Annotated in this window: 14 protein-coding genes; 12 read left to right on the forward strand and 2 right to left on the reverse strand. The window is 44.3% G+C overall.

The window, feature by feature from the left end:
• Position 1: 1 nt before the first annotated feature.
• From JKJ11_RS06410 to JKJ11_RS06420, 3 genes are read left to right on the forward strand one after another with little or no spacing between them, the layout of a single operon-like run.
• Positions 2-1,078 (forward strand): efflux RND transporter periplasmic adaptor subunit, encoded by a 1,077-nt coding sequence (locus JKJ11_RS06410; RefSeq protein ID WP_038222853.1) that lies wholly within the window; start codon positions 2-4, stop codon positions 1,076-1,078.
• Positions 1,078-4,179 carry an efflux RND transporter permease subunit gene (locus JKJ11_RS06415; RefSeq protein ID WP_124940965.1) on the forward strand — a complete coding sequence of 1,034 codons (3,102 nt, stop codon included), beginning with the start codon at positions 1,078-1,080 and terminating at the stop codon, positions 4,177-4,179. The genes JKJ11_RS06410 and JKJ11_RS06415 overlap by 1 nt, the downstream gene beginning before the upstream one ends.
• Positions 4,180-4,239: 60 nt before the next feature.
• Positions 4,240-4,845, forward strand: a complete 606-nt coding sequence (locus tag JKJ11_RS06420) for a DNA-3-methyladenine glycosylase I (protein WP_252038921.1) — start codon at positions 4,240-4,242, stop codon at positions 4,843-4,845.
• Positions 4,846-4,848: 3 nt separating this feature from the next.
• Here JKJ11_RS06420 and JKJ11_RS06425 read toward each other — a convergent pair whose 3' ends face one another.
• Positions 4,849-5,643 carry a fumarylacetoacetate hydrolase family protein gene (locus JKJ11_RS06425; protein WP_252038922.1) on the reverse strand — a complete coding sequence of 265 codons (795 nt, stop codon included), beginning with the start codon at positions 5,641-5,643 and terminating at the stop codon, positions 4,849-4,851.
• Between the two features lie 128 nt (positions 5,644-5,771).
• On the opposite strand from JKJ11_RS06425, the gene JKJ11_RS06430 reads away from it, so the two are divergent.
• On the forward strand, positions 5,772-6,452 hold the full coding sequence (locus tag JKJ11_RS06430) for a DNA-3-methyladenine glycosylase I (protein ID WP_031493125.1): 681 nt from the start codon (positions 5,772-5,774) through the stop codon (positions 6,450-6,452).
• A gap of 100 nt (positions 6,453-6,552) precedes the next feature.
• On the opposite strand, the gene JKJ11_RS06435 is transcribed toward JKJ11_RS06430, so the two are convergent.
• Positions 6,553-7,068, reverse strand: a complete 516-nt coding sequence (locus JKJ11_RS06435; protein ID WP_006073901.1) for a glycine cleavage system transcriptional repressor — start codon at positions 7,066-7,068, stop codon at positions 6,553-6,555.
• A 290-nt stretch (positions 7,069-7,358) separates the two neighbouring features.
• Between JKJ11_RS06435 and JKJ11_RS06440 the strand changes: the two genes are divergently transcribed.
• From JKJ11_RS06440 to JKJ11_RS06475, 8 genes are all read left to right on the forward strand, one after another.
• The gene (locus JKJ11_RS06440; RefSeq protein WP_252038923.1) at positions 7,359-8,774 is read left to right on the forward strand and encodes a coniferyl aldehyde dehydrogenase; all 1,416 of its coding nucleotides are present in this window, start codon (positions 7,359-7,361) and stop codon (positions 8,772-8,774) included.
• A 22-nt stretch (positions 8,775-8,796) separates the two neighbouring features.
• A complete protein-coding gene (locus tag JKJ11_RS06445; RefSeq protein WP_171388734.1) occupies positions 8,797-9,972 on the forward strand; it encodes an iron-containing alcohol dehydrogenase in 1,176 nt (391 codons plus the stop codon).
• Positions 9,973-10,035: 63 nt separating this feature from the next.
• Positions 10,036-10,443, forward strand: coding sequence for a hypothetical protein (locus tag JKJ11_RS06450; protein WP_006073906.1), 408 nt, complete (start codon positions 10,036-10,038; stop codon positions 10,441-10,443).
• A gap of 9 nt (positions 10,444-10,452) precedes the next feature.
• Entirely contained in the window at positions 10,453-10,875 is a 423-nt protein-coding gene (locus tag JKJ11_RS06455) for a tetratricopeptide repeat protein (protein WP_006073907.1), read from the forward strand.
• A gap of 13 nt (positions 10,876-10,888) precedes the next feature.
• Positions 10,889-12,631, forward strand: coding sequence for an arylsulfatase (locus JKJ11_RS06460; RefSeq protein ID WP_252038924.1), 1,743 nt, complete (start codon positions 10,889-10,891; stop codon positions 12,629-12,631).
• Between the two features lie 100 nt (positions 12,632-12,731).
• Positions 12,732-13,973 (forward strand): anaerobic sulfatase maturase, encoded by a 1,242-nt coding sequence (locus JKJ11_RS06465; RefSeq protein ID WP_252038925.1) that lies wholly within the window; start codon positions 12,732-12,734, stop codon positions 13,971-13,973.
• A 4-nt stretch (positions 13,974-13,977) separates the two neighbouring features.
• Positions 13,978-14,445 (forward strand): hypothetical protein, encoded by a 468-nt coding sequence (locus JKJ11_RS06470; RefSeq protein WP_124940973.1) that lies wholly within the window; start codon positions 13,978-13,980, stop codon positions 14,443-14,445.
• Between the two features lie 80 nt (positions 14,446-14,525).
• On the forward strand, positions 14,526-14,927 hold the full coding sequence (locus tag JKJ11_RS06475) for a DUF4345 domain-containing protein (protein WP_124940974.1): 402 nt from the start codon (positions 14,526-14,528) through the stop codon (positions 14,925-14,927).
• Positions 14,928-14,933 lie beyond the last annotated feature (6 nt).

Consider the following 14,933-nt stretch of genomic DNA (forward strand, 5'->3'; position numbering starts at 1 on the left):
TATGCATAGTCGCTTAGTAAGTATTCTAGTTCTTGCTGCAATAATATCAGGATGTAGCAAACCCGAAGTGGGAACGAGAGAGGAAGTTCCTAAGGTGAGAGTCACGGAGATTGGCAAAACCGAGCTGAAAAATAGTCTTTATTTTCCTGCTCTTGCTATGGCGGCGGACCGCTCTCACCTCAGCTTTAGAGTCGCAGGAGAAATCAGCTCTATCGATCTTAAAGAAGGTGATTTTGTGAAAAAAGGTGATGTGTTGGCAGTGCTTGAACCCACAGATTACCAATTGGCGGTAGATAATGCGCAAGCACGGTTTGGCGTCATTGACAGTCAATTTCGTCGCTCAAGCCCTTTGGTTAAAAAGGGACTATTAGCGCAATCACAATTCGATGAAATTGCAGCACAAAGAGCCTATGCCAAAGCGGAACTAGAGCTTGCTAAGTTACGACTATCTTTTACAGAGCTTCTTGCTCCGGTGGATGGTGTAATATCGCGAGTGTCAGCAGAACAATTTGAGAACGTTCAAATCGGTCAGCAAGTGGTCAATATCCATAGCGTTGATGAAGTAGAGGTGATTGTTCAACTCCCTGACAGCTTTTCACTAAACCAACCTACGAATCGCGATCTAGCTAGCATTGAAACTCTCGTCCGCGTGCCTTCTGGTAATGAATATACCGCACGGCTGAAAGAGTTTACCACCGAGCCTGACCCCTCCTTGGGTACTTTTACCGCTACATTAGTGCTGCCTATGCCGAAAAACGAATACATTCTAGATGGTATGGCGGTGGACGTGACATCCAAAGCTAAAGATGTTGGTCTGAATTTGACCCGAGGAGTGAGTGTTCCAATAGAGGCTGTCTTTAATCAAGATGGCGATTCGCTCAATGACAATGAGAAGTTCGTTTGGCTGCTAAACGAAGACAGTACGGTAACTAAACAGAAAGTGACGACGGGTAAAGTTTCTCAAACCACGATTCAAATAGTCGATGGCTTGGAGCAAACGCAACAGATAGTGATTGCTGGTATTGCAAGGCTCAGAGACGGCATTAAAGTGGAAGTACTCTCGCAGGAGGCGAAGTGATGAACCAAGAAAAACAACAATCATTGCCTCAATCGGATGACGAGGTTACTGGCGTTGCCGCGTATTTTATTCGCAATAAAGTCATCAGTTGGATGGTGTCGTTAATATTCCTGATAGGTGGTGTTTCGGCATTCTTTGGACTGGGTCGATTGGAAGACCCTGCATTTACGATAAAAGATGCGATGGTAGTGACCTCGTACCCTGGTGCGACGCCTCAACAAGTGGAAGAGGAAGTTACGTATCCGATAGAGAAAGCTATTCAGCAGCTCACTTATGTGGATGAGATCAACTCCATATCGAGCCGTGGTTTGTCTCAGATAACTGTGACTATGAAAAACAACTATGGTCCTGATGACTTACCTCAAATATGGGACGAACTGCGTCGTAAAGTAAATGACGTGAAAGGCTCGTTGCCTCCAGGGGTGAATGAGCCATCGGTAATTGATGACTTTGGTGATGTATATGGCGTGTTGTTTGCCTTAACGGGAGAAGGATACAACTACAAAGAACTTCTAGATTATGTCGACTATCTGCGACGTGAATTAGAACTGGTAGACGGAGTCAGTAAGGTCTCGGTAACAGGTGACCAACAAGAACAAGTATTTATTGAGATTTCGATAAAACGGATCAGCGCTCTTGGTATCGCGCCAAGCACGATTTTCAATTTGCTTCAAACTCAGAACATTGTTTCTAACGCAGGTGCAACCCGAATTGGTGATGAATACATTCGTATTCAACCAACCGGAGAGTTTACGGATGTGTCGGAGCTCGGAGACCTTATCCTTACGGAAGGTGGAGCTCAAGGTCTGATCTTCTTGAAAGATGTCGCAGAGATAAAGCGAGGGTTTATCGAAGTCCCATCGAACATCATTACTTATAATGGCGATACTGCACTCAACGTAGGAATCTCGTTTGCTAGTGGCGTCAATGTAGTCGAAGTTGGTGACAGGTTATACAGACGATTAGCGGAGCTAAAATATCAACAGCCAGTTGGTATCGAAATTAACGAAGTTTATAGTCAACCAAAGGAAGTGGATAAATCAGTTCGTGGGTTCGTAGTTAGCTTGGGGCAAGCCGTTGCCATTGTAATAGTGGTGTTGCTGTTCTTTATGGGACTACGCTCGGGCTTATTGATTGGACTGATTTTACTGCTTACGGTCCTTGGGACTTTCATTTTCATGCAGTACATGGCTATCGATCTTCAAAGGATTTCTCTGGGAGCCCTAGTCATAGCGTTGGGGATGCTGGTGGATAATGCCATCGTGGTCGTTGAAGGGATATTAATAGGAACACAAAAAGGGAGGACTCGGCTTCAAGCCGCAACCGATATTGTGACGCAAACGAAATGGCCGTTGCTGGGGGCGACTGTGATTGCGGTTACTGCTTTTGCGCCCATTGGCTTGTCCGAAGACTCAACAGGCGAATATTGCGGCACATTATTTTCCGTACTATTAATTTCACTCATGCTAAGTTGGTTTACTGCTATATCTCTTACGCCTTTCTTCGCCGATCTGTTTTTCCGAGGTATGAAGGTGAAGGAGGGAGAGGAAGGCAATGATCCTTATAACGGCTTTGTTTTTGTTGCTTACCGAAAGTTCCTTGAGTTTTGTATGCATCGAGCTTGGTCGACGGTGGTCGTATTAATTATGGCACTAGTGGCGGCCTTATATGGATTTACTCAAGTTAAACAGTCATTCTTTCCAGCCTCTACAACGCCGATGTTCCAAGTGGATGTTTGGCTACCAGAAGGAACCGACATTAGAGCGACCAATACCAAGCTTAAAGCAATTGAAACTTGGATCTCTGAGCAACCAGAAGCTGACCATATCACGACAACGGCGGGTAAAGGGTTGCAGCGATTTATGCTGACTTATGCACCGGAAAAGAGTTATGCCGCTTATGGAGAAATTACCACTAGGGTCACTAGCTATGAGGCATTGCAGCCACTAATGGCTCGGTTCCGAGATTATCTAGACGCAACTTTCCCTGAGATCAACTACAAGCTTAAGCAAATTGAACTCGGTCCTGGAGGTGGTGCAAAGATTGAGGCGAGAATCATTGGCTCTGACCCGACGGTACTTAGAAGTATTGCGTCGCAAGTTATGGATATTTTGTATGCCGACCCAGGTGCTTACAACATTCGACACGATTGGCGCGAACGCACTAAAGTTCTTGAGCCTGTGTTTAATGAGAGTCAGGCTAGACGTTACGGTATTACAAAATCTGATGTGGATGATGTGCTAATGATGTCCTTCTCCGGTAAGTCTGTTGGTTTGTACCGAGATGGAACAACCTTGATGCCTATTGTGGCAAGGCTACCAGACGAAGAGCGAGTGGATATTCGTAACATAGAAGGGATGATGATTTGGAGTCCCGCACTGAGTGAGTTTATTCCATTCCAACAGGTCACACAGGGATATGATACTCGCTGGGAAGACCCGATCATTGTCCGCAAGAATCGCAAACGGATGCTGACGGTGATGGCAGATCCAGATCTACTGGGCGAAGAAACTGCTGCTACGCTCCAAAAGCGTATCCAGTCTAAAATTGAGGCGATAGACCTACCGCCAGGTTATTCATTAGAGTGGGGGGGAGAATATGAGTCTTCTGGGGACGCGCAAGAGTCTCTGTTCCAAACAATGCCTATGGGCTATCTGTTCATGTTCTTAATTACTATCTTCTTGTTTAATGCGGTGAAGGAAGCACTTATCGTCTGGCTAACTGTGCCTCTGGCCGTCATTGGTGTTACCACCGGACTACTTGCCTTAAATACTCCATTTGGTTTTATGGCATTATTGGGTTTTCTAAGTCTGTCAGGGATGTTATTAAAAAACGGTATCGTTTTACTTGACCAGATTGAGATAGAAATTAAAACCGGAAAAGAGCCGTATTCAGCGGTTGTTGATGCGGCGTTAAGTCGAGTGAGACCAGTGTGTATGGCAGCGATCACTACTATCTTGGGGATGATTCCGTTATTACCGGATATCTTTTTCAAGCCGATGGCGGTAACAATTATGTTTGGTTTAGGATTTGCGACTGTATTGACGTTAATTGTCGTTCCAGTGCTGTATCGTATCTTCCACAGAGTTAAACCAATCTAGATATTTGGGAGCAGCGTAATGCTCCCAAATACCTTTATCCATTAAGGAGAGATGAATTCGATGTGCAAACGATGCCCATGGCTTGATGAAACCAAGCAAGATTATGTGGAATATCACGATAAAGAGTGGGGTGTCCCCGTACTAGACGATCAAACTATGTTTGAGTATCTAGTGTTGGAATCCGCTCAGGCAGGATTGAGTTGGTATACCATCTTAAAACGTCGCGAAGGGTATCGAAACGCATTTGCTAACTTTGATGTAGAGAAAGTAGCCCGTTTTACCGAAGAAGATGAACGTCGTTTACGGGAGGATAGTGGGATTATTCGCAATAAATTGAAAATCAGCTCAACTATCACCAACGCTCAGCATTTCATTGAGATACAAAAAGAGTTTGGTAGCTTTTGTAATTATATCTGGTCGTTTGTCGACAATAAGGTATTAGTAACTTGTCCTAAGACGCTAGAAGATTATCCAGCCACGTCGGAGGTCTCTGATCGGTTAAGTAAAGACCTTAAGAAACGCGGCTTTAAGTTTGTTGGGTCGACTATTATCTACGCCCATCTTCAAGCGGCAGGGCTAATCAATGATCACAGTGTTTCTTGCTATCGACGCCAAGAGGTTATCGATAGCTATCAGACGCTTGGCCTAGAATACCAGTTAGTTTAAAGACTACTCTATGGTGTTGGAAACCTGTCCGATCCCTTCAATTGAGACCGACACGTTATCACCCGACCTAAGTGCTCTTGTTCGACCTGGTGTACCAGCAAAAATCATATCACCAGGTCGTAGCGTAATGTATTTACTGATATAACTAACGATTGTTGGGACATTGTGAATCATGTTTGCCAGTGTTTCTTGTTGCATGATTTTGCCATTAAGACGCGTAACGATTTCTTGGTTGCCGATATCGACATTAGTTGTAATGAAGTTAGATACAGGACCAAAACCTGTTGCACCTTTAGCACGCCACCACTGCAGATCTTGACCTTGCCAACTGCGTTCCGTCAAATCGTTGCCCGCTAAGTACCCAAACACGCAACTCAACGCATTTTGATTGCTTGTGTCGTGACATGTCTTGCCGATCACAATGACAAGCTCTCCCTCAAAATGAACATTATTTGCCTCATCGGGAAATGACAATGCACCGCTCAACCTAACAGCGTCGATAGACTTGAAGAAAATCTCCGGCTTTGCAGCTCCAGAGTTGCCTGCATGACTGCGAAAGTTGAGGCCGACAGCGTAAACGCTACCGTGAGTAATAGGGGCTAGTAACGTTGCTTCATCGGCTGTGATGACTTTTACGGTAGAAGGATTATCAAATGGTCTTGAAGACAACAGATCATAGTGGTTTGGGTTTTGTTGTGAGACGCGTATCCAGTGTTGTTTGTTTTGATACTCGACGAGTCCATATTGCGCCGCTAGCGATTGAAATGGTAGAAAAGTCAGTAACAGTAAGAGTCTCATTGCCGCCGTCCTAGAATAGGTTCCTGAATACATCTATGAAAGTGTGCTCAACAGAGTATAGTGTTGAGTTATTAATTACGTGAAAATAGATGTCTGGTTCAATAGAACTTAGTAGGTAGTGGAAAGATATGGAAAAATTCGATTCGATTTACGCCAGAGCGGCAGATAGAAAAGGTGGTGAGCAAGGACTTGAGTCGATTGTCTCCAAACCTCTGAGCCGAGATGAAGTGGCAGCTATTCCTGAAGATCGTTGGTTGTCTGCGTTTTCAATGAAAGTGTTCCAAAGTGGAATATCGTGGAAAGTGGTAAGAAACAAATGGCCAAACTTCGAAGAACATTTTTTCCAATTCAGAATCGATCCGCTACTGATGCTGTCTGAAGAACAGTGGGAACAAAAAGCCCAAGACCCAAAAATCATTCGTCACATGACTAAAGTCATGTCGATACCAGTTAATGCCTCGATGATCCAATCTGCTCGCTACGAGCACGAATCCTTTTCGCAAATGGTTGCCGATTGGCCGAAAGAATCGATTGTCGAACTCTGGGCACACCTTAAAAAACATGGTGCAAGGCTCGGCGGAAATACTGGACCTTATGCGCTAAGACAATTGGGTGTAGACACCTTTATTTTATCAAATGATGTAGAAGGCTATTTACGTAATACCAATATCATTGACTCGGGTAGAGGCACAAAACGTGCGATGAATGCTGCAAACAAAGCATTTATGGAATGGCACCAAGAGTCGGGTAGGTCACTTTCAGAAATCAGCCAAATCATTGCTTATGGTTTTGGCGATAATCGAGTTTAGCTAGGTAAGGGAGGCTTTCTCTTCCAATGTCTTTTAGACATAAGTTCCCCCTGCTGCGCAGGGGGAAGATTTAGTAGGGCAAACTCTTAAGTAAATCTATTTATGATTCCAGAATCACTCGCGTATCTTCACTCAACGATTCTAACTCACTTGCCACATCTTTAATTTGCATTGCTGCAGGTATTTTGAGCGCCATTGTTGCTGTAAATAGGCTTGAACCAATACCACCGCCCCCCGCGATAAATACACGCTGGCAGTCCATATCTAGAATACGGATATCTTGCCCATCTAAGAACTGGGTAATTTCGTTAACGATACCGGCTCGGTCGTTAGCATCTAATCGTAACTGGAATACCTTTTCTTGATCATGACGATGCTCTTCGGTATCGGTGATTTGAACTAATAATCCTTGCTGTTCACTGAAAGCGCTTTTGACTGCTTGAACATTGTCCGTAGGAAGTTCGACCTTTATGACGGCGGCCACATGGTCTTCGATAAAATTCACTTTGCTCACCAGCCATTTACCGCCGTTTTCGTGGGTAACTGATGCAAGGTTTTTAATGGTGGCTGGGCTAGCTTGGCCAACAAAGTTGACAATGAAAGTACTGCTGCTCATACGATTCCCTCCACAGGTTTAAAACCAACAACTATTTGAATAGTTAACTCCAGTTTAGATCTAAAAAAGGTCGGTCGCATGATGAACGTCAAGTATTCACTCTAAAAACAAAACAAGATTATTGAACTGTAGTTAGGCGCACAATTTTCATGGTTTTTATTTGGTCAACAAAGAGTTAGCCATAATACCTCTCCCTTTCGCAGATCTAATTTACAGTTCTCTGACATTTAATCACTAGACCGACCGGTTTGTTTTGATTATTGTGTGATCACTTTCTTAGGAGGACAACCATGCAAAACACGACTTTTGATGATTTGAAACTCATTCACAAGCGATTAAAAAAGCACTATCAAAGTGAACCAATGCCAAGCTATGAGGCTCGTGTTGCCGTGCTTACGTCGTTAAAAGTGTCGTTGCAACAATTCAGCGACGCGCTTTGTGATGCTCTGGATAAAGACTATGGAAAGAGAAGCCGACAGGACACATTAGTTGCCGACGTCTTGCCATGTATTGGCAATATTGACCACACCTTATCCCAGTTAGCGCAATGGATGAGTCCATGTCCGAGAGACGCGGGCCCATTGCTTTCAAGCTCAACTGTAGAGGTGGTGTATCAACCTAAAGGAGTTGTCGGCATCGTTACTCCTTGGAACTTCCCTGTCATGCTTTCTATTGGTCCTTTGATATCTGCGATTGCTGCGGGTAATAGGGCGATGATCAAACTGAGTGAGTTCACCCCTGCCACCAATTCGGTCATTCGTGAAATGCTTGCAAGCTGCTTTAGCGATACTGAGGTTGTCGTCATTGAAGGTGAGGCCGATATTGCTGCTCAGTTCACCTCTTTACCATTCGACCATTTGCTCTTTACTGGCTCGACAGAAGTTGGTCGTAAGGTCATGAAAGCTGCGTCAGAAAACCTAACGCCAGTCACCTTAGAACTTGGCGGCAAGTCGCCAGTTCTTGTCGCGGATGACGCTGATATTGAGATGGCTGTGGAACGCATTATTTATGGCAAGAGTTTGAATAATGGTCAGGTATGTGTAGCTCCTGATTATGTATTGATTCCCGAAGGCAAGCAGCACGCTTTTGTTAAGGCATATGTCGAGCATTATCAAAAACTGTTTCCCCAAGGGGTAAACAGCGACTCGATGACTAGTCTGATTAATCAGCGTCAATTCCAACGTCTTCATGATTTGCTCTCCAATGAAGTGGCGGCAGAGTCTCTTGTTACTGCCTGTCATAAAGAAGCGCTCGATGTGGAAAGACAACTGATGGCGACACACTTAATTGTTAATCCATCTCTGCAATCACCGGTTATGACTCAAGAAATTTTTGGTCCCTTATTGCCGATCATCACCTATTCCACCATTGATGGTGCAATTAACTTTATTACTGAGAGACCGAGGCCCCTAGCACTTTATCTGATGAGCGAAGATGACTCATTGCAACGCAAAGTTGCTAATCAGGTGCACTCTGGTGGTATGTGTATTAATGACTGCGTTTTCCACCTAGCGGTCGATGATGCGCCATTTGGAGGTATTGGTGAGTCTGGAAAAGGGGCTTACCACGGTAAAGAAGGCTTTCTAACTTTCTCTCACGCCAAGACGGTGATGACGACCGATGCAGAGCAACACAATGTCAGCTTATTACTTGGTCCTGAAGATAACGAATTCAAACGTGCAGTACTAAAAACACTGTGCGCATAACTGACTAATTGGAGATTCAACTATGAATAACTTTACTTTCAACCTTAGAACCGTCGTTCACTCTGGTGCATCATCCATAGAAGCGATCCCAACCCTGTTTAAAGCGAAAGGGGCGCAGCGAGTGTTGTTGGTCAGCGACAAAGGCCTTGAGTCATTGGGATTCGTAGAGCGTTTGGCATCGCTGTTTTCGACAGAAGAGAAGGTGAAGCTTGCGGGGATTTACACCGATATTGAAGCGGACGCGAGCTGTTTGGATATTAATCGCGCTCTGGAATTTGCAAAACAGGTGAATGCAGACAGTATTTTGGCGCTTGGCGGGGGGAGCGTTATCGATGCATCAAAAGGTATCAAATATGGTTTAGAACATAAGCTTGATGATATCCGTGATGCGATTCAAGGTGGTGGGCGTCTTGAAGTTGGTCCTGATGTAAAACCGTTTTCAATTCCTCATATAGGCGTACCGACAACGGCGGGGACAGGTGCAGAAGCATCGCCTATCGCGGTTTTTTATAATGACAGAGAGCAGGTTAAAGCGAGTTTAGTCGTCTCTGGACTTGAGTGCGATATTGCTGTTTTAGACCCTGAGCTGACAGTGAATTTGCCAGCAGCGTTAACAGTATCGACAGGTATGGACGCATTGACCCATGCGATTGAAGCACTGGCATCGCCTTTAAGTAATACCTTCACTGATGCTTATGCGACGCAGGCGTGTCGCTTGATACTGAATAACCTACCGCAAGTACTTCAGTCTCCGCAAAATGTAGCGGCTCGTTGTGAGCTCCTGCAAGCAAGTACCATGGCTATTTCTGCTTTCTATTCGTCTTTAGGTGGCATACCGATCCATAACTGCGCGCACGCATTTGGTGCGGTAGCGCATATCCCACATGGTGATGCCAATAGTGTCTTACTACCAGTGGTGATTGAGGCGCTTCCAGAGTTTTACCTCCCAAGCATTAACAAATTAGCAGCGGTGTTTGGTATATCACCTAGCTTAACAGACGCTGAAAAACACCAAGAGGTTGTACATTCATTACGTGCTTTTCAGGCGTTAGTGAATGCGACGCAGAGCTTTGCCAAATGGAACCTAGATGACAACAAAAAAGCGCAGATTGTCTCTGGGATAGAAAAAGACATCAGTTTCCAGTTCTACCCGATTGCTCAAGAAAAGGTCACCGCAATACTCGAGACTACTTGTTAATTTTCCAACTTACTCATTGCGGCATAGGGATGTGCCTCACTTTTTGAATACTAGGAGGCAACTATGTTTTTTACTCAACACGTCAACAAGATGCTATTGGTTACCGGTATTGGGACCGCGGCGGCTTTCGCTTATGCATTTTTCCCACAATGGGCCATTACTCACATCGGGCAATTACCTTATTTGGATCAGGATTTTGTGTTCTATCAACACTGGGGTGTCATGGTAGGCATGATGGGAGTGATGATGGTGGGTGCGGCTTTCAAACCTCAGTGGAGAGAGAGCATCATGCTTTATTCTGCGGTTGAGAAAGGCTTTATGGTGATTCTTCTTCTGCTTAACTACAACAGCCCTCATATTACCGGTTTTTTACTTGCAGGAGCCATGGATACGTTCGTTGTGATTTGGACGTTAGCATACTGGAAAGAGCAGAAAACCATACGTTTACAAGCCTCAACTTTGCAACACTAGCGTCAAACTATGAATAAACGCATTCAAAATTGGTCGCTTAGCTTTCTCTGTTTGCTTTTTATTGGGACGACATGCCTGGGGTACGTAACAGACACACCAAATACCTTATCTAGTGATGTTGGTACTACGTTTCAAAACGGTTATGCGGGTGACGCTGCGGCGCAGTACGAGATTGGTATGTTTTATCTGCAAGGTGTCGAATCTGAGGGTGAATATCTTGAATCTACTCAAGAAAAAGCACGCAAATGGATATTACGAGCAGCGACTCAGGGGAATGCGGACGCTCAATTACAGCTTGGTCTTATGTACGCAGCAGGGACTGGTGGCGAGAAAGATCATTCTCTAGCGGTTAGCTGGATAGGCAAAGCCGCTGAACAGAATCATCCTAGAGCACTGGATATGCTCCATTGGATGTCACAAAGTGCTCACTAAACAAGGGTGAACCATGAATAATTCCAAAACTATCCTATGCACGGCCATAGCAGCCTCTTGTGCACCAAATGCATTTGCTACGCAGGAAAAACCTAATATTTTACTCATCGTTGGTGATGATGTCGGATTTGCTGATACGCAACCTTATGGCTCTGAAGTGTCAACACCAAACCTGATGCAACTGGCTGAAGAGGGGGTGAAATTTACCAACTTCCACGCTTCACCCACGTCATCTGTTACTCGCTCTATGATGTTAACGGGTGCCAACAGTCATGAGGTTGGGCTAGGCACGTTCGACTATGCCGTCTATCCGCCAGCTATTGGCAAGCCAGGTTATGAAGGCTACCTCACTAAAGATGGCGTAACCGTAGCGACGTTACTTCGTGATAATGGCTATCATACTTACCTTTCTGGGAAATGGCACTTGGGTCATGATGATGGTTTCCTGCCGGATGATCGTGGCTTTGAACAGAGCTACGGGATTTTGGCTGGCGGTTCGAATCATTTCAATAGAGATATGATGTTCCCGGCGAAAAATGAAGCAACAGCAAAAGCGTTGCAAAAAGGTGAAATGCCCGGCGTAGAGGTCGAGCCGACTTATCAAAATGGTCAACAAGTAAAAGATAAGTATCCGGGAGAGTATTCAGACCAAGGTTATACCGAAGAGTTAATCAGCATGATTGATAGTAATAAGGACTCCGGAAAACCTTTTTTTGCCTATTTACCATTCACAGCGATTCACTTGCCACTACAAGCACCTAAAGCATCGTTTGAAGATAAGATTGCTTATTACGTAGAGCACGGATGGGACTCTGTTCGAGAAGACCGCTTTAAACGAATGCAACAGATGGGCGTAATTCCAAAGAGCGCTACGATGTCCGATAGAAATTCACTGAGTAGACCATGGGATGATCTGTCAGATGAACAAAAGCAATGGTATGGCAAAAAAATGGCCATTGCTATGGGAATGATGGAGCTTCAAGACCAGCAGATAGGTCAGGTAACTGATTATTTGAAGAAGATAGGTGAGTACGACAATACGTATATTATCTATCTCGCAGACAACGGTCCGGAAGCGACGGATATTACGGGGAAAAATGTAAGTGATCTGATTCGTACTTGGACCGATTATCACTTTGACAATAGTACCGAAAATCTGGGTAACGCAGACTCAAGTGTCTCATTGGGCCCAGAATGGGCAAGTGCATCCACTGGTGGATTGTCTTGGTTTAAAGCGTATACAGCAGAAGGGGGAGTACGTGTTCCTCTGATCATCAAACCTGCCAAAGGTGTTCTCGGAGATAAGGAGTCACTGGAGGCCGGAACTCAAACTAATGAATTGGCACAAGTAAAAGACCTCGCTGCCACAATATTGGATGTGGCCGATGTTGAATCCGCTGGCGGTGAATATAAAGGCAGAAAAGTGGCCCCAATGAGCGGTCAAAGCATTATGCCTTATCTACAAGGTGAGCAAGAGACTGTCCATAGCGAAGACAATGCTATCGCGTTCGAGTTATTCGGCAGCGGTATTCTTCTTCAAGGGGACTTTAAGATCATTCGAATTTCGAAGGGGATGGGAGGGGACAGTGAGTGGCATATGTACAACACCAAGTTAGACCCTGCTGAAATGATAGACCTGAAACACCAACGTCCTGAGCAGTTCCAACAAATGTTAGCTGCTTACAAAGAGTACGAAAAAACAATGGGTATCGTACCAGTGGATGAACAATGGAATCCATTTGAAAACGTGAAGTAAAAAATTTCGCCTCAATGCAAACTGACCGGTTTGTATTGAGGCGAGTTCATCCATTTAAAAATGTTGAACAGTTTGGATACTTTCTTAAGAGGAACACACCATGTCCCACTATCATCTTAATGTACCTCAGTACCAAGGTCAGCCTCATGCTAAGTTTCAGGCGTTGGCGAAACCAATTGGAGCGGTGTGTAATATTAACTGTGACTACTGCTATTATCTGGATAAACAACAGCTACTAGAGTATCCCAAGAATCGCTCGTACAAGATGAGTGATGAGATGCTAGAGCGTTATATTCGCCAGTACATTCAAGGTCAAAACACGCCAGAGATCGTCTTCTCTTGGCATGGTGGCGAGCCAACGATGCTAGGTCTTAGTTATTTTGAACGAATAGTAGAGCTTCAAACGAAATACGCCAAACCCTATGTGAAGATAGTGAATGATATTCAGACCAATGGGCTGTTAATCAATGACAAATGGTGTCAATTTTTGGCGAAACACGCGTTTAGTGTAGGTTTGAGTATTGATGGCCCAGAACAGCTTCACAATACATATCGCAAGAACCGCTGCGGGCAGGGGACGTTTAGCAAGGTGATTGAAGCCGCCGAACATCTAAAGCGTCATGGTATCCACTTTGCGACGCTGACTTGTGTCAACAACGTCAATGGAAATTACCCTTTAGAGGTGTATCGCTTCTTAAGAGATGAGATTCAACCATCACAAATTCAATTTATCCCAGTTGTTGACCGAGATGAAGAGATAAAATGGGCTCAGTGTTCTGAAGCTGCAATCATCCCTGTATCCGCTCAAACAACAAGTTGGAGTGTCGCTCCGACTCAATGGGGAGACTTCTTAACGACCATTTTTGATGAATGGATGAAGCAGGATTTTGGCAAAGTTCATATTCCTTACTTTGAAAACTTTTTCGGAATTTGGATGGGTAAACCGAGTTCGATGTGTACGCTAAGCGATATATGCGGCAAGGGCATTGCTGTCGAACCTAATGGCGATGTTTATGCCTGCGATCACTATGTTCATCCTGAACACAAAATTGGCAATATTGAGCAGACGCCATTGGCGGCAATCGCTTTATCAAAACAGCAAATGACCTTTGGTTTTGCGAAACAAAGAGCGTTGCCCAAACAATGTTTGGAGTGCAAGGTGAGGTTTGCTTGTCATGGTGAGTGTCCAAAGAACCGAATCATAAAAGATAAGTACGGTAACCCTGGACTTAATTACTTATGCCAAGGTTGGCAACAAATATTTCATCATGTTGATCCAGTGATTACGCATATACTTGAGCTAAATGGAATTGCGAAAATAACATGTAAAGCTATTGGGTGAGAATATGGATAGTTATTTACTACTCGGCTTGGTCATGGCGCTGCTCAGTATTTGGAAAACCTATTCTGGTCCCGCATTAGCAGGTTTTGTTGGTTTTAGTTATCCAGAGATGTTGCTGTTTAATGTGGTTCCGGCATTAATCGCAGGCTATTTCGGCTGGTTTATAGGACGATATTCCTTTTACCTTTATGCGAGAAAGAATTTTCAGCCCTACAGGCCTAAGTTGAGGCGATTCGTAACCGCATGGAAAAGGTACGGTAATAAGACTATGGCCACACTTGCTCCTGTTCTGGTTGGCATTCCACTCTACACCTTAATCGCTAGGCGCCTCAGACAAAGTCACATTACTACCTTTATTTTACTTTCATTGTCTATTTTGTGTTGGAGCGGTTTGAGTTATAGCCTAGTCAATGCATTAAATCTTAGTACACATCTCAATTTACAAGGCTTACTTAGTCAGATAGGGCTTTGAGCTAACTTACTCTATTAAATCTGAAAATTTGCTTTATAGATACCAGCAACTAGTCTGTAAGAATAAACAGGAGAAGCAACATGACGCATACACAAAAGTTCTTGTTATTGGCGGTCCTTGGATTAATCCCTATTGCCTTAATGTATGGCTTGGTTCCTAGCATTACCTTACCTTTCCTGTTTGATATTGATGCATCACCGATTAATGTGAGTCATATTTTTCGCGCTGTAATGGGGCTTTATCTTGCATTGGCGGTTTATTGGCTTATGGGGGCTTTCGGGACGCAGCAAATGGCGCGTTCTGCACTACAAAGTCTGATTGTGTTTATGTGGGGGCTGGGTTTAGGTCGTGCTATTAGCATGGTCGTCGATGGGATACCAAATGGGCTGTTAGTCGTTTATCTTCTCCTCGAAATAGGGTTTGGAGTAGTAGGGATTGTGCTTCTCAAAAAAGATGATTTTGAAACCAAACGAGTCGCGTGAATATAT

Source organism: Vibrio sp. SCSIO 43133 (assembly GCF_023716845.1).
GTDB lineage: Bacteria > Pseudomonadota > Gammaproteobacteria > Enterobacterales > Vibrionaceae > Vibrio > Vibrio mediterranei.